This is a genomic window from Enterococcus mediterraneensis, from assembly GCF_900604485.1.
In the GTDB taxonomy this organism is placed as follows: Bacteria; Bacillota; Bacilli; order Lactobacillales; family Enterococcaceae; genus Enterococcus_C; species Enterococcus_C mediterraneensis.
Genome location: NZ_UWOP01000001.1, coordinates 379,418 through 398,802, shown reverse-complemented (window position 1 = coordinate 398,802; position 19,385 = coordinate 379,418). Strand labels below are relative to the sequence as shown.

General features: G+C 39.7%; 17 protein-coding genes and 1 tRNA gene. All 18 read left to right on the top strand.

Going from position 1 to position 19,385, the window contains the following annotated elements:
- The first annotated feature begins 101 nt into the window (after positions 1-101).
- The 18 genes from EFB00_RS01860 to EFB00_RS01775 all read left to right on the top strand — a co-directional run bounded on the left by EFB00_RS01860 (position 102) and on the right by EFB00_RS01775 (position 19,303).
- Positions 102-323, top strand: a complete 222-nt coding sequence (locus tag EFB00_RS01860) for a hypothetical protein (RefSeq protein ID WP_122645239.1) — start codon at positions 102-104, stop codon at positions 321-323.
- Between the two features lie 22 nt (positions 324-345).
- Positions 346-528, top strand: coding sequence for a DUF3188 domain-containing protein (locus EFB00_RS01855; RefSeq protein ID WP_122645238.1), 183 nt, complete (start codon positions 346-348; stop codon positions 526-528).
- Positions 529-530: 2 nt separating this feature from the next.
- Complete coding sequence (locus tag EFB00_RS01850; protein ID WP_122647017.1) at positions 531-941, top strand: DUF3284 domain-containing protein; 411 nt, start codon at positions 531-533, stop codon at positions 939-941.
- Between the two features lie 45 nt (positions 942-986).
- Complete coding sequence (locus EFB00_RS01845; RefSeq protein ID WP_122645237.1) at positions 987-2,165, top strand: GNAT family N-acetyltransferase; 1,179 nt, start codon at positions 987-989, stop codon at positions 2,163-2,165.
- 66 nt (positions 2,166-2,231) lie between these two features.
- Positions 2,232-2,305, top strand: a tRNA-Arg gene (locus EFB00_RS01840).
- A 73-nt stretch (positions 2,306-2,378) separates the two neighbouring features.
- Positions 2,379-3,308, top strand: a complete 930-nt coding sequence (locus EFB00_RS01835) for a DUF7916 family protein (RefSeq protein WP_122645236.1) — start codon at positions 2,379-2,381, stop codon at positions 3,306-3,308.
- Between the two features lie 164 nt (positions 3,309-3,472).
- A complete protein-coding gene (locus EFB00_RS01830) occupies positions 3,473-4,594 on the top strand; it encodes a baeRF6 domain-containing protein (protein WP_122645235.1) in 1,122 nt (373 codons plus the stop codon).
- A gap of 326 nt (positions 4,595-4,920) precedes the next feature.
- A complete protein-coding gene (locus EFB00_RS01825; protein WP_122645234.1) occupies positions 4,921-5,121 on the top strand; it encodes a cold-shock protein in 201 nt (66 codons plus the stop codon).
- A gap of 201 nt (positions 5,122-5,322) precedes the next feature.
- On the top strand, positions 5,323-8,088 hold the full coding sequence (locus EFB00_RS01820) for a helicase C-terminal domain-containing protein (protein WP_122645233.1): 2,766 nt from the start codon (positions 5,323-5,325) through the stop codon (positions 8,086-8,088).
- Positions 8,089-8,187: 99 nt separating this feature from the next.
- A complete protein-coding gene (locus EFB00_RS01815) occupies positions 8,188-8,643 on the top strand; it encodes a cell wall elongation regulator TseB-like domain-containing protein (protein WP_122647016.1) in 456 nt (151 codons plus the stop codon).
- 25 nt (positions 8,644-8,668) lie between these two features.
- A complete protein-coding gene (locus tag EFB00_RS01810; RefSeq protein ID WP_122645232.1) occupies positions 8,669-9,859 on the top strand; it encodes a pyridoxal phosphate-dependent aminotransferase in 1,191 nt (396 codons plus the stop codon).
- A 43-nt stretch (positions 9,860-9,902) separates the two neighbouring features.
- Positions 9,903-11,201 carry an asparagine--tRNA ligase gene (asnS, locus tag EFB00_RS01805; RefSeq protein ID WP_122645231.1) on the top strand — a complete coding sequence of 433 codons (1,299 nt, stop codon included), beginning with the start codon at positions 9,903-9,905 and terminating at the stop codon, positions 11,199-11,201.
- 299 nt (positions 11,202-11,500) lie between these two features.
- The gene (locus EFB00_RS01800) at positions 11,501-11,722 is read left to right on the top strand and encodes a transcription antitermination protein (RefSeq protein WP_122645230.1); all 222 of its coding nucleotides are present in this window, start codon (positions 11,501-11,503) and stop codon (positions 11,720-11,722) included.
- Between the two features lie 203 nt (positions 11,723-11,925).
- Positions 11,926-13,074 (top strand): CDP-glycerol glycerophosphotransferase family protein, encoded by a 1,149-nt coding sequence (locus tag EFB00_RS01795; RefSeq protein WP_122645229.1) that lies wholly within the window; start codon positions 11,926-11,928, stop codon positions 13,072-13,074.
- On the top strand, positions 13,064-13,792 hold the full coding sequence (locus EFB00_RS01790; RefSeq protein WP_206423453.1) for a WecB/TagA/CpsF family glycosyltransferase: 729 nt from the start codon (positions 13,064-13,066) through the stop codon (positions 13,790-13,792). The genes EFB00_RS01795 and EFB00_RS01790 overlap by 11 nt, the downstream gene beginning before the upstream one ends.
- On the top strand, positions 13,792-14,964 hold the full coding sequence (locus tag EFB00_RS01785) for a CDP-glycerol glycerophosphotransferase family protein (protein ID WP_164709412.1): 1,173 nt from the start codon (positions 13,792-13,794) through the stop codon (positions 14,962-14,964). The genes EFB00_RS01790 and EFB00_RS01785 overlap by 1 nt, the downstream gene beginning before the upstream one ends.
- Positions 14,965-14,978: 14 nt before the next feature.
- Complete coding sequence (locus EFB00_RS01780; RefSeq protein ID WP_122645227.1) at positions 14,979-18,281, top strand: CDP-glycerol glycerophosphotransferase family protein; 3,303 nt, start codon at positions 14,979-14,981, stop codon at positions 18,279-18,281.
- Positions 18,278-19,303, top strand: coding sequence for an acyltransferase family protein (locus EFB00_RS01775; RefSeq protein WP_122645226.1), 1,026 nt, complete (start codon positions 18,278-18,280; stop codon positions 19,301-19,303). Before EFB00_RS01780 ends, EFB00_RS01775 begins: the two co-directional genes overlap by 4 nt.
- The last annotated feature ends 82 nt before the right edge of the window (positions 19,304-19,385 follow it).

Here is a 19,385-nt window from a genome sequence, read left to right as displayed (position 1 = left end):
CTGTCGCTTCCAAAGAGGTGGGAGCAGTCCTTGCTTTTTTCAAGAACTAAATAGTACAATGAAGGTAGATATTATATAGAATAACAGAGGAGGAAAAACAAATGATCAGTATTGCAAGCGCTATGCAACAAGACGCAATCAAAGAACTTTTAGAAGGATACAACGAAGACGGGATCTCATTTACATTTAAGGAAAAACAAGGAATCAAATTATTTTTTGAAACTACCGCAGAAGATCCAGAGGCAGCTGCTAAAAAAGCAAAAGAATTGATCAAAGCGCAACCTTGGGGCACTGTATTGTTTTTCCAAGCAGTAGCAGTTTAAACAATAGATAGGATGATCGAAGATGGAAAAAAATGGATTATTTTTATGCAGTATCGGTTTTTTGATTATTTTATTCAGTATGAAGCCAGGTAACATGCAGTTGGATGTCTACAGCCTAACGACAGGAGTCGCGCTTGTCGCGCTTGGCGGCTGGTTGTTTTTCAAAGGCAAGAAGAAATCGGAACAGCAAAATGGGGGTAAATGATCGTGAAAATCGTTAAGACGCTTAATATTCCTGCAAGCAACTTTTATGATAAAGTGATGGATTCCGTTGTGTTCGACGTCCGCAAAGCTACTGGAAAAACATTAACAAGAAAACAACTGCAAAATTTTGAATACATCAAGGAATTTTCAAAAAACAGTCGTGCGAAGATCAAGATTGAAGAAGTCATCGAAAATCAATCCTATCAATTTAAAACCTCAACGACAAGAAATGAGTTTGTTGCCCGGTATCAAATTGATCCAATCGACGACAAATCTTGTAAAGTTGAATACACAGAAACGATGAAATCCTTTGGCATTCTTCAACAACTGAATGATTTGCTGTTAGGCACGATGTTGATGTATTTCAAACGCCGGCAATTTAAAAAAATGCTGGAAATGATTGAAGAATCATAGTAAAAAGGGGTCATTTGACGCCTTTTTTATTTGGAGGAATGAGCTATGACGGATGTCAAAGAAATGGGAACACTGTATACGAAAGAAATGCTGCAATTAGTTTCTTACGCATTTCAATGGGAACTTTCAGAACGTAATATCCAGCGGTTTGAATTGCTTACGAAAAATTCATGGAATTACGGTTCTTTTGATGAACAAGGAAAATTAGCCAGCCAAGTCATGGCAACACCTTTTTCCGTTGATTTTTTTGGACAGATTTATAAAATGGCAGGAATCGGCTTTGTCGCTTCTTATCCTGAGTATCGTAGTCAAGGGCGGATCGATCGGATCATGAAACAACTATTGCAAGACTGCAAAGAACGAGGAGCAGTTTTATCTTATTTGGCTCCGTTTTCTTATCCTTTTTACCGTCGCTATGGCTATGAGCTGCTGTTTGAACGAATTGCCTATGAAAGCAACGCGGCACAGTGGCCGGACAGTCCAAAAACAGAAGGACAAGTCAAACGTGTGACATGGGAGCAGGGAAAAGATGCGATCAAACAGATTTTTCAAAAACTTCCTCGTCATCATCGAGGCGGCGTCGTCAGAGAAGATTGGTGGTTGGAATTTAAATTTCCTTTACGAAAAGACTACACGTATGCTTTGTATCAGCACGAGGAGGAAACAGAAGGGTATTTGATTTATCAAATCCAAGAAGGAAAATTGACTGTTTATGAATGGGTTTCATTGACAGGCCGTGCTTATCAAGGGCTTAATCGGATGATCGCTTCTCATAACGGCTCAGTCTATACGATCGTTTATGAAGAGGGATTTGATGGGACTGATCGGCAATTTTTAGCGGCTACGCCGTTAGAAAAAGTCAGTGTTCGTCCGGAAATGATGGGACGTGTTGTGGATGTGGCTGCATTTTTAGCAGATTATCCGTTTCTTGATCGTCTGCAAGAAGATATCGCTTTAGTTATTGAAACAGATGTGTACGCACCCTGGAATACAGGCGTCTATGAACTGCGCCGTCAGGGCAATGATGTTACTGTAACAAAAACAACAGAAACATCATTGCCTAAGATCACACTGTCTATCCAGCGTTTTACACAGCTTATGATGGGAAGCCATACCCCAGATCAGTTAGCGTTTTATGGATTATTGAACGGCGACACAAAAGCAATCGATGCTGTTAAAGAAATCACGCCGAAACAACGTCCGATATTAGAAGATTATTTTTGATCATCTCACAAAGTAAACAAAAGTGACTTGCATCGAAGAACAGATAAGGCTAAAATAAAGTGTCTTGTCCTTGTAGCTCAGTAGGATAGAGCAGTCGCCTCCTAAGCGACAGGTCGCTGGTTCAATTCCAGTCAAGGACGTTATATTAGATGCGAAGCCTTGTCTTATCAAGGCTTTTTTCTGTGCCTGTCGCTACATAAAGGAGGAACTATAATGGTAAAACGTTTGATCAGTGCAAGTTACAGTGAAGTCGCTCTCATGGATGCTCAGGAATTGAAGCAGTCGATCAAAGCCAGCGAAGGACGGGTACTTTTAGCTGAAAATGTGGTCGCTTCTCAACCGCAATCAGGAGATATCACCAATGCTGAAGTTGCCGCTGCATTTGGGGCTGACTTATTGCTGCTGAACGCCTTCGATTGTTATCGTCCGTTCATCGCCGGCATGCCGGGACACACATTTGAGACAGCTTTTAATCAAGAAGAAATCGAAAATCCGATCCCTCGCCTTAAAGAACTAGTAGGCCGTCCAATCGGGATCAACTTAGAACCGATCCCTGAAGCAACCGACATGTTAAGTGAAAAAATCGAAATCAGCAACGGTCGTTCGGCTTCAAAAGAAACGATTCAAAAAGCCGAAGAACTAGGTGTGGATTTTATTTGCTTTACAGGAAATCCAGGGACAGGTGTAACAAATAAAGAAATCGCCAAAGCGGTGAAAACAGCTAAAGAATACTTTTCCGGTTTGATCATCGCTGGGAAAATGCATTCGGCAGGTGCTGATGAACCCGTTGTTTCAAAAGAAGCGATCGAAGCTTATGCAGCAGCTGGTGCTGATGTATTGTTACTGCCGTCTGTTGGAACGATCCAAGGCTTTTTGGAGCAGGATTTGATAGATGCAGTCCGTTTTGCAAAAGAGCGTAATCTGCTAACGATGTCAGCTATCGGGACAAGTCAAGAAAGTGCCCGCCCAGAAACACTTCGTCAAATGGCGATCCGCAATAAGATGTGCGGTGTCGATATCCAACATATTGGAGATGCAGGTTATGGCGGTCTGGCTCCTACTGAAAATATTTTTGAAATGTCCGTAGCGATCCGCGGTATGCGTCATACGATCAATCGCGTGGCCCGTTCTATTAATCGATAACATCAAGACGTGTTCAACGATCGTATTCCAGCGAATTTTGAACACGTTTTTTGCTTTTCTGAAATAACGAGTCATTTTTCTACAAATCGTTTTGCTTTATAGAAAAATGTAAGCGTGTTAAAATTTTAGTGTAGTATTAAAGTAACTCAGGGAGGGATCGTTATATGACAAAAATTGGTAAGGAATTATTATCGCAGCTGACTTCAGAAAATGTAGAGGGACCGTTCGTCACCATTATGTTGAACACCCACGTGGGTCATCAAAACATAGAAAAAGATCAAATCAAACTGAAAAATTTCGCTCGAGAAGCGAAAAAACGATTTGATAAAAAATATCCTGAAAAAGATTGGTCTAAATTTCAAGAGAAATTTGATGCGCTGTTGGCAGATCAATCTTTTTGGCGTAGTGCCACTACAAGCGCAGCGATCATCCTGACTGAAAAAGACACATACATCCATCGTTTAAGTATCGCGGTCGATGATCAATATTATGTTGGTGATCTGCCATACTTATTAGCGATCATCAAAAACGCTCAGTTCAACTATACGTATTACTTGCTGGGGCTAAATCGCGATTCGATGAAGCTGTATTTTGTGGAAAACAAAATGGTTGAAGAAGTGAGCTTGCCAGAAGGTGCTCCGGTTGATGTTCCAACAGCTTTAGGAGAAGAACTGACAGATAGCAGCCTTAATTTTAGTTCACAAGGAGGCCGGAATGGTTCCAAAGAGGGCGTGGCCTTCCACGGTGTCAGCACAAAGGATGAAGAAGTGGAGATCGACTGGGTCAATTACTACCAAGCTGTTGATAATTTCTTGAAAGATGAATTTGTCAATGAAGAAGAATATCCGATCTATCTTTACGCATTACCTGAAAATCAAGCGATGTTCAAAAAATACGCGAAGAACCCTTGTTATTGTGCAGAACCAGCTGTTACCGGTTCAGCAGCCCAATCTACGATCAAAGATATTAAAAATGGTGCTGATCAATTGACGGCTGAATTAATGAAAAAAGAAGTGGCAGAATATCAAAAATTAATGGATCGTAAATTTATCGATCAATTAGTAGATATAAAATTAGCCGCCAAAGAAGGACGTATTTCCCATCTATTTATCGCGACTTCTAATCTAGCACCAGGATTTGGTGATGATCCAGATACAGAATACGATCATCGACAAGTATTGAATACGATGGCAGATGAAGTTCTAGTGAATGGCGGAAAAGTATTCGTTCTTGATCAAGATGACGCTCCCGCTCAAAAAAGTTTGGTAGCGATCTTACGCTACTGATTTAAAACGAGTTTTTAAGTTCTGCTTTTAAATAAACTGACCGCAGGCTTGCCCTATAAGGCTTCCTGTGGTTAGTTATTTTTTTTAATCCGCATTTGTTAGTAATATTAAAATGCTGTTGAATCATAAATGTTAAGAAAAGTTATTAAATAAAGCATTATTTCGCAAAAAGATTAGCCAGAAGAGAATTAGTGTGATACAATACAAAGTGTAGTATTTGTTAAGGTAATTTATGGCAAGCTTGTTTCATTTTAAAACATCTTCCACATTTTCACCCGATACAAGTAATTGCAAATATGTGTATCAACACAAGGAGGATTTTTATTATGCAAACAGGTACAGTAAAATGGTTTAACTCAGACAAAGGTTTTGGCTTCATCACTGCAGAAGACGGAAACGACGTATTCGTTCACTTTTCAGCTATCCAAGGTGAAGGTTTCAAAACTTTAGAAGAAGGTCAAGCAGTGACTTTCGATGTTGAAGAAGGTCAACGTGGCCCTCAAGCAACAAACGTTAATAAAGCTTAATTATTGACTTGTAAAGCCTGGCGCATTTGCGTCAGGCTTTTTTTGTTTTTCCATAAGATAATCATCTTATAAAAGACAGATCAGAGCACCTTTAAACCCCTTGAAAACGATATCTGTCAGAGAACAGCAATGGAAAGTGATTAAATCTCCTGCTGATTTGTAGTATAATGCTAAAGTACATGCAAGGAGGAAACTGTTAAAATGAAGACCTATGCAGTTGTAGATATCGAGACGACCGGAACCGACCCTAAAGTCGATCGGATCATTCAATTCGGTTGTGTTTTGATTCGAAACGGTCAAGTCATCCAGAGATTTGCGACAGATGTCAATCCAGACAAACCAATTTCGAAACAAATCGTGAATTTGACTCATATCAGCAATCAGCGTATAAAAAAAGCCCCTTACTTCGAAGATATCGCATTGACGATTTATAATCTATTGGCGGACACGATTTTTGTCGCTCATAATATATATTTTGACTATAATTTTTTAAATCAAGAACTATTGCGATGCGGAGCGCCGGAATTGACGATACCGGGGATCGATACCGTAGAATTAGCGCATATTTTTTTGCCGACTGAACCTAGTTTTCGCTTGAATGACTTGGCAGAAAGTTTAGGCTTGAGTCATGAGAATCCTCATCAAGCAGACAGCGATGCCGAAGTGACAGGCGCTTTATTTTTATATATGGAAGCAATCATCAAGCAGCTTCCGCTGATCACAGTAGAAACAATCGCGAATCTAAGCGAGCCATTAGGAATGCAGACAGGCGCTTATATCCGTTCATTAGTGGATGAACTGAAACAAAAGCCGCACCCATTATCCAGTGAATTAGAAATCGTATCAGGGATCGCTTTGCGGAAAAAGAAAGTGGCACCTTTTCAACACAACCACTTTACGCACGAATTTCCCAAAAAGAAAAAAGGCAAAGAACAGCTTTTTGCTGACAAGCTGACGTTTCGTAAAGATCAGGCACGGCTGATGAATCTGGTTTATAAACATTTTACGGAAGAAGTTGAAAATAAAAATCTATTTGTCGAAGCGGCGACTGGGATGGGCAAGACGATCGGTTATTTGCTGCCGGCGAATTATTTGGCTACTCCTGAGCAACCAGTGGTTATCAGCACAGTTTCATTGGTGCTGCAAGATCAGTTGTTGAAAAAAGATATTCCGTTGCTGAATCAACTTTTTGACCAGCCCATTCAAGCAACAGTCATTAAAGGTAACAGTCACTATCTTGATCTCCAACGTTTCAAAGCGACATTATTGCGACCAGTTTCGCAAAAACAATATGTGTTGTACCAATCGGCTGTGCTTGTGTGGCTGACACAAACCACGACAGGGGATCTTGATGAGTTGAATTTGATTCATCTGAATCATTTGTTTTTTAAAGAAGTCCATCATCGAGGAATCGCCCATCTTACTTCAGATGATGTGTTTTTTGAAGTCGATTTTTTGAGGTTCCTTCATCAAAGAATCAAACAAAGTAATTTTTTGATCGTTAACCATGCATTTTTAGCTCAGGAAAATGTCAGAGAAATTCCTGCTTTACCAAAAAGTCCTTATCTGATTATTGATGAAGCACACCATTTAGCAGATATCTGTGAACGGTCATCCATGAAAAGTGTGAATTTTTCATTGTTCCATCGTAAAGTACAACAAATGTTGGAACCGACCGGATTATTCGTCAAACTTGAAGAATTGTTGCTAGGTTACGATGAAATCATGAGACTGCTAGCTATTTATCAGGAAGAACTGCGGTATCTGACAGAAGCTCAGTTAAGCCTTCTGGAAGTATTGCACGAAACTTTTCCCAGTGAAGAATCGGTGATCACCAGAGAAGACATAGAATCTTTTTCACTGCCGGATGCTAAAAATATTCAAAAAATCCAACTGTATTATGAAGAAATCAATGAACTTCAGACACAGATGTCGGCATTGCTGCTCCCTGAAGAAAGCAATTGGCTGAAACGCGAGCAGTTTGTTTATACAGAATTGTTAGACCTATTTGAAGAACTGCGGCGGCAAGCCGATATCGTGACACTCTGGTTGGAAAATTGGCTGGAACGCTATGTTCACTGGTTTGTACCGGGTGTTAAAAATTCTAGCGGAATAATCAAAATTGCTGATTTCGAAGCGGCGCTGATCCCTCAGACGGTTTGGTATGAGCGGTATGAACGGATCATTTATGTAGGCGGTACATTGAAGATCGGAAGCGACCGCAATTATTTTCCTAAGAAATTGGGAATTCCAGAGGCAACCGTGAAGATTCTGCCATCGCCATTTGACTATAAAAAACAGGCTCGGATCTTTATTCCGGATAAAGGGATTTCGATTCCAGAACTTTCAACTCAAGAGTATGTTCAGTATTTAGTAGAAACTTTGGAAAGTCTTTTGAAAGATCCAGATCAAGCGGCAATGGTTTTGTTTACTTCTCATGAAATCTTGCAAAGCGTTTATGGCAAGATGCATCTGCGCTTTTTGCAAAATGGCCGTGAGATATTGGCGCAAGGTGTGGGGGGAAGCCGGGAAAAGATCCTGAAACGCTTCAGTCAATCCAAGTCAGCGATATTGTTCGGCGCTGACAGTTTCTGGGAAGGGATCGATCTGCCGGGGGATACATTGCGTATCGTTATCGTGACCCGATTGCCTTTTGAAAATCCTCAACGACCGGAAGTTCAGGCAAAAAACAATTTTCTGCAAAATAAAGGCCTCAATCCATTTCTTCAGGAGGCTGTTCCTAAAGCAGCGATGAAATTACGTCAAGGATTAGGCAGACTGATTCGTTCAGAAGACGATCGTGGTGTGATGATTTTACTAGATCGGCGGATCATTACAACAAAATACGGTCAGCGGATTCGTCAAGGACTGCCTAAAGAGCTGCCAATTATAGAACTACCGATCGATGAAATCGGTGGGGAAATGTCTAAGTTTTTGAATAATTTTCAAGAACCAGAGGAAAAATAACCTCATTCAGATGTAAAAATCTGCTATAATGGGTATCAATAATTTATTGGAGGAGCTACGCGAGTGATCAAAGAAAGAAACAAAAAAGAGATCATTTTAATGATTGTCGCGGCGATCTTAGCAGCGATCATTTTATTCAGCGTCATTTTTTATGTACGGGCCAGCCGTCCTTATCGGCAAGCAAGAAGCGAAGCTGTGGCATTGGCGGAAAAGCATGCTGATTTAGAAGAGACCGACCAATTTTATTGGTTTACACGGGAAAAAACTTATTTCAGTTTGACTGGAAAAAATAAAAAAGGACAAGATATCGCAGTGATCATCCCTCAATCAGGCGGAAAAATCACTTTGCTTTCTCAAGACGAAGGGATCACTGAAGCGGAAGCGCGGGCAATAATAAATAAAGCTTATCCGCAAGAATCTGTTAAAAAAACGAGTCTGGGTCTGTTTAAAAACGAACCGGTGTGGGAAGTTGTGACACAATCCTCTAAAGGAATGAATTATTATTTGGTATCGTTCAAAGATGGCGAAGAAGTCAACAAAATCGCGAATATCTAATATATAGTCGGAAAGGATGAATTCCATGAAATTATCGCAAAGAGCAAAAAATTTAGAGCCTTCTGTAACCCTGGCTGCCGCTGCCAAAGCCAAAGCGCTGAAAGCACAAGGACGGGATATTTTGAGTTTGACAGTCGGTGAGCCAGACTTCGATACTCCGGAAAATATCCAACAAGCAGCGATTGCAGCTATCAAAAGCGGAAAGGCAAGTTTTTATACGCCTTCTGCCGGTATCCCGGAATTGTGCCAAGCGGTCACAGATTATTTAAAAAGAAACTATGGATTAACGTATGATACGAAACAGGTGATCGTGACTGATGGTGCTAAGTTTGCTCTTTATGCGTTATTTCAAGCGATTTTAGATGCTGATGATGAAGTGATCATTCCGCTTCCGTATTGGGTGAGTTATGGAGAACAAGTCAAATTAGCACAAGGTAAACCAGTTTTTGTAGAAGGCAAACCTGAAAATCATCTTAAAGTGACAGTTGAGCAGTTAGAAGCTGTGTATTCTCCAAAAACAAAAGCGATCATTATCAATTCACCTTCTAATCCGACAGGGATGATCTATACCAAAGAGGAATTGCAGGCGATCGGCGAATGGGCGGTAGCTAAAGATATTCTGATCGTAGCCGATGATATTTATGGAAACCTTGTCTATAACGGCAATCACTTCACTCCCATCACAACGATCTCAGAAGCGATTCGTAAACAAACGATCATCGTAAACGGTGTGTCAAAAACTTATTCAATGACCGGTTGGCGGATCGGTTTTGCAGTAGGAGATGAAGAAATCATTCAAGCCATGATCGACATCGCTTCACAATCTACCAGCAATCCGACTGCCGCCAGCCAATATGCAGCTGTAGAAGCTTTGGTAGGGCCGCAAGATTCTGCTGAGAAAATGCGTCAAGCATTTGAAGAACGCTTGAATAAATTGTATCCATTGGTAGCCGCTATCCCAGGAGTAGAATTGAGCAAACCGCAAGGAGCTTTTTATCTATTTCCGAATGTAAAAGGAACGATGGATCTATGCGGTTATTCTGATATCAATGATTTCGTAGAAGCGCTTTTGGAAGAAGCCGGTGTGGCATTGGTCACTGGTGCCGGATTTGGCGCACCGGAACATTTGCGGATCAGTTATGCAGCGGATTGGGAAACGTTAGAAAAAGCTGTAGCAAGAATTCATTCTTTTGTTGAAAATAAACAAAGAAAGTAATAGAATTTTTGTGAGTCTATAAAATTAGAATGGAGAGACATTAGTGGAACAAATTCAAATTATCGATGCAAAAAACCATGTGGGCGAAACAGTCAAGATCGGCGCATGGGTAGCGAACAAACGCTCTAGCGGGAAGATCGCTTTTTTACAACTTCGTGACGGTACTGCTTATTTCCAAGGTGTTGTCGTAAAAAGCGAAGTAGCTGAAGAAATTTTTCAAGCTGCCAAAAATCTTAATCAAGAAACTGCCGTTTGGATTACTGGTGAGATTCGTGAAGACAGTCGTTCTAAATTCGGTTACGAGATCGGTGTGACTGACATTGAAGTTGTGGGAGAAAGTCACGAGTATCCTATTACACCAAAAGAACACGGAACAGACTTTTTGATGGACCATCGTCATTTATGGTTGCGTTCTTCTCGTCAACACGCGATTATGCAGATCCGTAATGAGATCATCCGTGCCAGCTATGAATTCTTCAACAACGAAGGATTCATCAAAATCGATCCGCCGATTTTAACAGGTTCAGCTCCTGAAGGTACAACCGATCTTTTTGAAACAAATTATTTTGATCAAAAAGCATATTTATCTCAATCAGGTCAGCTATATATGGAAGCATCAGCGATGGCTTTTGGCAAAGTATTTTCTTTTGGTCCAACTTTCCGTGCTGAAAAATCTAAAACTCGCCGTCATTTGATCGAATTTTGGATGATCGAACCGGAAATGGCGTTCATGCACCAAGAAGAAAGCTTGGAAATCCAAGAACGTTACGTAGCATATCTTGTACAAAATGTATTGGATCATTGTGATTATGCATTGCACGTTTTAGGTCGTGATCGTGAAGTCCTTGAAAAATATACGAAACTGCCTTATCCAAGAATCTCTTATGATGACGCAGTAGAATTATTGAAGAAAAACGGTTTTGACGACATCGAGTGGGGAGACGATTTCGGTTCACCACATGAAACCTTTATCGCTAACTCCTTTGATCAGCCTGTTTTTATTCTGAACTATCCGAAAGCAATCAAACCATTCTATATGAAACCACACCCAACTCGGGAAGATCTTGTGATCTGTGCGGATATGATCGCTCCAGAAGGTTACGGTGAGATCATCGGCGGTTCTGAACGGGCAACTGATTATGAATATCTATTAGAAGAAATCCGCAAACATGGATTGGATGAAAAAGAATACTCTTGGTACCTTGATTTGCGTCAATATGGTTCCGTACCTCATGCTGGATTTGGCTTAGGATTAGAGCGGACGGTTACTTGGCTTTCAGGTATCGAACACGTCCGGGAAGCTATTCCATTCCCACGTTTGTTGAACCGTATTTATCCATAAAAAGGTTTAAAAATAAATAATTAACCGAATGTTGGAAAGTGAAACTGCAGTTTTGCAGGACTGTCGTCGTCAGAACTGGCGACAGTCTTCATCAACCGACATTCGGTTTTTTGTCGTTGCCAGGATAGAAAAACACCGATTCTAACAATTGATTTTTGGGATTTTCTTTTCATTTTTTTTACTTAAAATGGTCTACATTATATTTTTGTTCTTTTAGTGTTTAATTCAGCACTTTTGTTTTTAAAAGTTCAATTGGTATGGTACTATTGGTTTAGGTAGTAAGGAAAGGGGTTTTTCATTTGATTACAAAAACAGAGATCGAAATCGGTAAAAAGTATGAAGTAAAACCATCTGAATTCCAACGCTCATTTGTCGGTGTTGCTAAAAAGGTCACAGATAAAGGAATCCTTTTTGAGGTGGAATATTGTGATATTTGTGACCGGGACAAAGCCCACAACACAGTAGTCGCAGATTGCACGGATGTGAAACAATCAGTCGGTGAAAAGTATTTTTTCAGCTAAAAAAGCCAACCTAAATCATAGATAAGCAAAGCCTGTTCTATCAGAGGTCATTCTCTGCAGAACAGGTTTTTTCCATTTAATAAAAATAATAGGTGAACAGTCCTTACCGCTATTTCCAGAAACAAATATGACAGTTTCTTTACAATTGTTTTCTTTTAGCGGTGTTTCAGGTAAAATAAGAAACAGCACAAGGGAGGTTTTCAATGAAAAATGTCCTATTAACTGGCATGAAATCTTTTTATCTTTTTTTAGTTGAACAACGCAGCAAACTCCCAGCTGAAAAAAATGATAAAATTATTTTTCTGCTTAGCTTTCCATCGACGAGCCGCTGGGTTTTGTCGGAATTATATAAAAAATACGGGTCGCGTTTAGTGGTCTGTTATACTGAGAACAGTCGCGAATTAGCAGCAAATTATCAGAAAAAAGGCTGCTTGATTTATGGGATAGATTCGTTTCGTGAATTGTTGTCAAGCATTCCTTTGATGAAAGGCGCTTCAACGATCCTTTGTGATAATTATTTTGCCTTTTTAGGGGGGACGATGTTTGAGTCTTCTACTAAAGTCATCCAGATCTGGCATGCAGGCGGAGCCGTCAAAACATTCGGTTTAGAAGCCAATTACGCGAAAAACAGTACCAAAAAGGATCAGGATCGCTATCAGCAGGTTTATGATCGATTGACTCATTATGTGGTAGCGTCAGATCAAATGACGACAATCTTCAAAAAGAGTTATCACGTGACGAATGCGGAATTTTTGCCGTTTGGGTATCTTCCGGCAGATCGATATTTTGATGAAGCTTGGCTGAAACAGGCAAAACAGAAGTTCCAAGAGCGTTTTGGAAATAAGAAAAGCCTCCTATATGTCCCTACTTATCGAGAGAATGAGAATGAAAATCCTATCGATTTTTCAAGATTAGCTGCTGTACTGGGAGATGAGTGGCAGCTGTTTGCCAAAGCACATCCCCATGATCCTGCTTTACAGCAAAAATTTGAAAAGCATCCGGCAGTCATCACTGATTTTAAAGGCCTTACTTTGCAAGAGATGCTGCCTTCGATCGATTGTCTGATTACCGATTATTCTTCAGTACCATTTGAATATACGTTAGCCAACAAAGAAGGAAAACTGCTCTTTTTCTGTTATGATCTTGAAGAGTATCAGAAGACGGTGGGGATACAAGATGGCTTTTTTGATGCCTTGCCTGAAGCGTTAGCTGTGACGCTTGATGAGCTTTTGGAAAAAGCAGCAAATATGCAAGCAGTGGATCTTGATCGATTCGATCAGACTTGGAATCAGTACAACAAAGGGAATGCAATGAAACAATTAATGAATTGGATGGAAGAAAATGAAGCATGAATGGATCATGGGGATACCCGTGGATCAATTGACGTATGAAGATATATTAGAAGATGTGCCCCGTTATCTGGATTCATCAAAGAAAATGTCTGCCATCAGTGTCAATCCGCAAATCGCGACGCAGTCGAAAGATTTTCCAGAAGTCGTCGAATTTATCAAATCAAGTACCCACCGCATCCCAGACGGTATCGGGATCGTACTTGTATCAAAGTTGACAGGCGGCAAAATCAAAGAACGGGTAGCCGGATTTGAATTGATGCAAAAATTTTTGGAATACGCTAATGAAAACAGCCGCAGCGCTTTTTTTTATGGCGCTAAGCCGGAAGTCTTGCAAGACGCCATGGCTAATCTGCAACAGCAGTATCCTGCTATGAAGATTGCGGGAGCTATCGATGGTTATACCGCACTTTCTGAAGATGAGGTGGTGGATCAGATCAATCAAGCATCACCTGATTTTTTATTTGTTGCATTGGGATTTCCTAGACAAGAACAGTGGTTGGCGCGTAATATAAAACGAGTGGACGCTACGATTTTTCAAGATGTCGGCGGCAGCTTCGATGTATTAAGCGGTCATGTCAAACGAGCACCACAATTTTATTTGGATCACCATTTAGAATGGCTTTATCGTTCATTGAGCAACCCAGCTCGGATCGGCCGGATCTTTCAATTGCCGGTCTTTGTGATAAAAAGTTTGTGGTGGAAGATGAGGAATAAATAATGAAGAAAATGATCAGTTATCTTTTTCGAATGCTTTTTAACTTTAGTGCAACTGTCTTTCCGGTAAAAGCAAAGACAGTTGTTTTTGAATCTTTTAATGGGAAAAAACCTTCTGATAGTCCTTATGCTATCTATCTGGCATTGGAAAAATCTCAATCAGATTTTGCGTGTGTATGGGGTGTCAAAAAGAAGTTTCTTCAAGAAGCACGACATGAGTTTCCCGATATCCAATTTGTTTCCCGATTTTCTTTACAATGGCTGCTGCTGATGACAAGAGCCAATTATTGGGTCTTCAATTCCCGTATGCCGATCTGGCTGAAAAAGAATAAGAAAACTATTTATATCCAAACATGGCATGGCACGCCACTAAAAAAACTGGGGATGGATATCGAAAATGTATCGATACCCGGAACGAATACTGCTGTATATAAGCAAGAGTTCGTTGAAGAAGCGAAACGTTGGGACTATCTGGTTGCACCTAACCAATTTTCCAAAGAGATTTTTCAGCGGGCTTTTCAGTTTCAGAATCATTTTTTAGATATCGGCTATCCCAGAAACGATGTGTTGGTGCAGCATAAAGATGATCCTTCCTATATCGATAATTTAAAGAAACAAATTATAGGAAAAGATACCGGACGTGTCATATTGTATGCTCCTACGTGGCGGGATGACTATTTTATCAGTAAAGGCAATTATCGATTCTATATGCCTTTTGATCTGAAAAAAATCACACAGCTTTTAGCAAAAGAAGATACATTAATCATTCGTCCACATTACTTAGTAGGGGATTCGATCTCTGTACAAGGATATGAAGAAAACATCCGCATCTGTATAGATGAAGATATCAATGATTTATATCTGATCAGTGATTTATTGATTACGGATTATTCCTCGGTGATGTTCGATTACGCGATCCTCAAACGTCCAATGCTTTTTTACGCATATGATTACGAGCACTATAAAGAAAATCTGCGGGGATTTTATTTTGATTACGCGGAAGTGCCCGGACCAATCGTGACCGATGAAAAACAATTTTACGAAAAATTACAATCGTTTTTAGAATCTGACGCTTTCAAAGGGTATCAAAAGAAATACAATGACTTTTATCAACGTTTCTGCCAGTGGGAAGATGGACATGCCGCTGAAAAAGTTGCATTCAAATTGGCAGAATAATCAAGGAGTATGACATGGGAGTAAAAAACTTTTTAGCGGTAACGGCAAAAAATATGCTGCAACCTTTTCTTTCAGAAAATGCCGCTATACGTAATTACTATGCAAAAAATTATCAACGCAAAATCAAAAAGAATACGATTTTATATGAAGTACGGGATGGACAATCCATCGTTGATTCACCTTATGCGATTTTTCAATATTTGATCAATAAAGACGAATTTCAAGATTTTCATCATATCTGGGTCGTTACAGATTTGAATTACCCATTGATCCAAACGATCCAGAAACAATATCCTGATAAAGTGGAATTTGTTGTAAGAAATTCCAAAAAGTATTTGAACTGGTTGTTGACAGCGGAATACCTGATCAATAATGCGACTTTTCAATCTTTCTTTTCTAAAAAAGAAGGGCAGGTATACATCAACACGTGGCATGGAACGCCTTTGAAATACATGGGTTTTGATATTCCCGGTGACCCGTCACATTCGCAAAATGTATTGCGGAATTTTCTGATGACAGACTTTATGCTTTCTCCAAATCCTCATACGACAAAAATCTTTTCTGAAAGTTATCGCTTAAACGGAATCTATAGCGGTACGATTTTAGAGGGAGGCTATCCTCGGATCGATAATACATTCAATAGCCCTGCTGATTCAGTCTATGAAAAATTAATTTCTGTAGGTCTGGAAATCGATCCTGCGTTGCCGACGATCTTATATACACCTACCTGGAAGGGCAGTTCAATCGTTAATCCTTTGAACGATCAGCAGCAAATCGTCCAAGAGTCCTTGATCTTAAAGGAAACGTTCAAAGACCAGTATAATTTCTTGATCAAAGTCCATCCGTATATCTATGAAAGTATGCGAGAAATACCAAAGATTGCTTCGATTTTAGTTCCTGATTCTTTTGATCCCAATGAAGTATTGGCAGCTGTTGATCTTTTAGTGACAGATTATTCCAGCATTTTCTTTGATTTTTTAGTTACCGATCGCCCAATCGTTTTTTACGCGTGGGATCGAGATCTTTATGATGCTGATCGCGGGATGTATTTTAGCGAATCGGAACTGCCAGGACCAATTACCGAAAACATCCATGAATTGATCGAGGCGATAAGAAATATTAATGCAGAATCGGAAAAATATCAGCCTGTTTATCAAAAGATGAAAGAACAAATCTGTTCTTACGATGATGGAAACACTACAGCCCGATATGTCGCACGGATCTTCTTTGGAAAAAAATCACAGATGATAACAGAACATCACCTCTCATCTGACAAAGAAAAATTGCTGATCTATCCTGGGAGAATGAAAAACAATGGTATTACTACCAGCTTTATTAACTTGACCAATAACTTGGATTATCAAAATTATGATGTCTCACTGTTGTTGGCACGCCCGGTTTCTGATGAGGAATTCCAAAATTTGGCTAAAGTAAATCCCAATGTACGTTTTCTATTCCGTCCGGGAGCGCCTATCTATACCAGAAGTGAAGTATTCCGCAACAGCTGGATCCAAGAATTTACTTTGAAAAAAGCGTTGCGGCGATTCTATCCAGAAAAAGCCTATCAGAGAGAGGCACGTCGAATAATCGGCGGTGCAGCTTTTGATGCAGCCATTGATTTTAGCGGCTACAGCTTTTATTGGGGCAAACTGATCAGCGCGATGGAGGCTAGAAAAAAAGTCGTCTTTCAGCATAATGATCTGTTCACTGATTCGCAAAAAGTGATCAACGGGAAAAGGCCTCATGAAAAAAGTTTACCAGCTTTATTTTCTATTTATTATCGCTTTGATCGTATTCTGAGTGTCTCTAAAGAAACGATGCTGGTCAACAAAGAGCATCTGGCACAATATGTTACTCCAGAACAGATGGGCTATACCACGAATACTATTGATTTGGACAAGGTTTTAGGAAAAACACACAAAGAGACACAAGTAGAACAGATATCTTTGGACAATCAGCGCTATCTAGCCAATGTTCGACAAACTGGCAATTATCAGATCGCAAAAAATCTTCAGTCTGTATGCTCCAGAAATTTTGAGGAACGGCTGATCACTGCTGAAAGCTTGATCTATGTACTGGCGCAGTTTGATGATCCAATTACACACAACTCTTATTCAAAGATTACTATCAATAGTGTCTATGCCGGTTGGTTGGCAACTGACTTATTGATCCCTCAAAAGGTCATGGAGGCGAAAGTAACAGATCTTTGCCAAATAGCAACAGTCACTAAAACAAAGGGCGGGTATATTTATCAAGATGTCCATCATTTGGAAAATATCGTTTCACCTTTAGAGTATCTGGAAAGAACCTATGCCTTTTTATCGAAAAAAATCGTTTCAGACACTGGCATCTTTTATTTCATTGAAAATCAAAACGGCCCTTTAGGATGGGTGATGGAGAAATATATTGCAAATATCCATGATCTCCGTGGGATTTCCGTCGCTAAACAATTATTCTATCGAAGAAATCGGTCTGAATTAGGAATCACTGATTCTTATCAATTGGTTGAAAAAAGCGGTAAACTGATAGATATACCAACTGCTGCTTGGACCGAACCGCCAAAAACTACATTTAGTGAAAAGATACAACTAGATTTTAGCGCTTTTCTTGGTCAAAGAGCGATGATCAGCAAAGAAGCGACTGCCGCAGATAAACGGTATGTATTTGCCGATTTTTCTGGCGCCAACGCATGGGTAGAAGCAGCGTCATTTAGTGATATCGAGGATGTAGTATCAACGGATGAACCGGTACGTTCTGACAATGATGATCTGTTTACTGATATTTTTGGGAAAGAAATCGCGCCGATCGATACTGCTTATTATAATATCGTTACGATGGGACGACTTTCTCCGGAAAAAAATCAAGAGGCTCTGATCCGTGGGTTTGCTGAAGTATCTGAGAACAACCCTGATATTCGTCTGTATATCTTAGGAGATGGGGATCTGAAAAATGATCTGCTGCAAGTCATTTATGAGTTGGAGATGCAAGACAAGATCTTCCTGCTTGGACATAAAGAGGAACCTTTCAAGATCATGAGGCAATGTGACCTGTTCATATTATCTTCTGTGTATGAAGGACAGCCGATGGTTCTTTTAGAGGCATTGACTCTAGGGATGCCAGTCATTGCGACAGATATCCCAGCAAACCAATCTGTTCTAGGAAAGCAGTATGGAAATTACATCCATGGAACGGACGCTGGATCTATCGCGAGAGATCTGGAAAAATATTTGAAGGAAAAACCAGCAACGAAAGCTTTTGATCCCATAGCATATAATCGAAAAGCAATCGCGATGTTTGACGAGGAAATGAAACGATGAAAAAACAGACACGAAATTCGACCTTTGAACTGTTGCGAATCATCAGTATGTTTTTGATCGTTCTGCATCATAGTGTTGTTCATACTGATTGGCCCAATACGACCAGCTTTTTGTCAAATCAATATGTTGTGCAATTTTTAAGTGTGGGAGGAAAATTAGGCAGTAATCTGTTCATTATGATCACTGCCTGGTTTTTGATTGATAAATCATTCAGTTGGAAACGGATCAAGAAGACATGGCTAACGATCGCTTGTTATACGATAGGAATCACGGTCATCATGCTGCTGTTTGGTGATTTAAAGTTAGATTTGAAAATCATTGTTGAAGCGGTTCTTCCCGTGTTGACGTATCGTTACTGGTTTGCGACTAATTATTTGATCTTATTAGCACTGGCGCCTTTTTTGTCACAAGCGGTCCAAAAAATGTCTTATAAAGATCTTCGAAATCTATTGCTGGTATTGTTTGGTATTTTTTGCGGCGCAAAGACTTTGATGAATATTCAATTCGGCAGTAATGTGATTTGGTTTGTCTTTTTATATTTAACAGTTGGATTTTTTAAAAAATATAAAGAGGAGATCCTGCCTGCTAAAAACTGCTTTCTTTTGTTCTTCAGCGGGTTAACATTGTTATATGGCAGCATTCTAACAATGAATTTGATCAAAGGTATCTATCCGGAAATCAAGACTGTTTCAACATATCTTGCCGCTCAAGATTCTGTTTTGATTTTCGTTATGTCGATTTCTCTGTTTTTGTTCTTTGCTCAAATGAAGCCTTTTACCAATAAAGGAATCAATTATCTGGCTGGAACGATGTTTGGTGTTTATTTATTTCATGATAATAAAATGATTCGACCACTTATTTGGGATCATTGGAGCAGTTTGGCAGAAAATTACAATAGCCAAACATTGGTTTTACAAATATTTGCTGTAGTGTTTATCGTGTTTGCGGTATCGATTATTATAGAGATTCTTCGCCAAACGCTTTTTACATTAGGAAAGAAAACAAAACAGCTGATAAAATAATGATTCTAATTACAATGTAAACATAAGAAGAAAACCATACCCGACTGGAAGTTGTTTCAACTGACAGCCGGGTATGGTTTTA

Excerpts from the sequence above, each read along its gene's own strand:
- EFB00_RS01860 (WP_122645239.1), top strand. The coding sequence starts at position 102 with ATGATCAGTATTGCAAGCGCTATGCAACAAGACGCAATCAAAGAACTT.
- EFB00_RS01855 (WP_122645238.1), top strand. The coding sequence starts at position 346 with ATGGAAAAAAATGGATTATTTTTATGCAGTATCGGTTTTTTGATTATT.
- EFB00_RS01845 (WP_122645237.1), top strand. The coding sequence starts at position 987 with ATGACGGATGTCAAAGAAATGGGAACACTGTATACGAAAGAAATGCTG.
- EFB00_RS01835 (WP_122645236.1), top strand. The coding sequence starts at position 2,379 with ATGGTAAAACGTTTGATCAGTGCAAGTTACAGTGAAGTCGCTCTCATG.
- EFB00_RS01830 (WP_122645235.1), top strand. The coding sequence starts at position 3,473 with ATGACAAAAATTGGTAAGGAATTATTATCGCAGCTGACTTCAGAAAAT.
- EFB00_RS01825 (WP_122645234.1), top strand. The coding sequence starts at position 4,921 with ATGCAAACAGGTACAGTAAAATGGTTTAACTCAGACAAAGGTTTTGGC.
- EFB00_RS01820 (WP_122645233.1), top strand. The coding sequence starts at position 5,323 with ATGAAGACCTATGCAGTTGTAGATATCGAGACGACCGGAACCGACCCT.
- EFB00_RS01815 (WP_122647016.1), top strand. The coding sequence starts at position 8,188 with ATGATTGTCGCGGCGATCTTAGCAGCGATCATTTTATTCAGCGTCATT.
- EFB00_RS01810 (WP_122645232.1), top strand. The coding sequence starts at position 8,669 with ATGAAATTATCGCAAAGAGCAAAAAATTTAGAGCCTTCTGTAACCCTG.
- EFB00_RS01795 (WP_122645229.1), top strand. The coding sequence starts at position 11,926 with ATGAAAAATGTCCTATTAACTGGCATGAAATCTTTTTATCTTTTTTTA.
- EFB00_RS01790 (WP_206423453.1), top strand. The coding sequence starts at position 13,064 with ATGAAGCATGAATGGATCATGGGGATACCCGTGGATCAATTGACGTAT.
- EFB00_RS01785 (WP_164709412.1), top strand. The coding sequence starts at position 13,792 with ATGAAGAAAATGATCAGTTATCTTTTTCGAATGCTTTTTAACTTTAGT.
- EFB00_RS01780 (WP_122645227.1), top strand. The coding sequence starts at position 14,979 with ATGGGAGTAAAAAACTTTTTAGCGGTAACGGCAAAAAATATGCTGCAA.
- EFB00_RS01775 (WP_122645226.1), top strand. The coding sequence starts at position 18,278 with ATGAAAAAACAGACACGAAATTCGACCTTTGAACTGTTGCGAATCATC.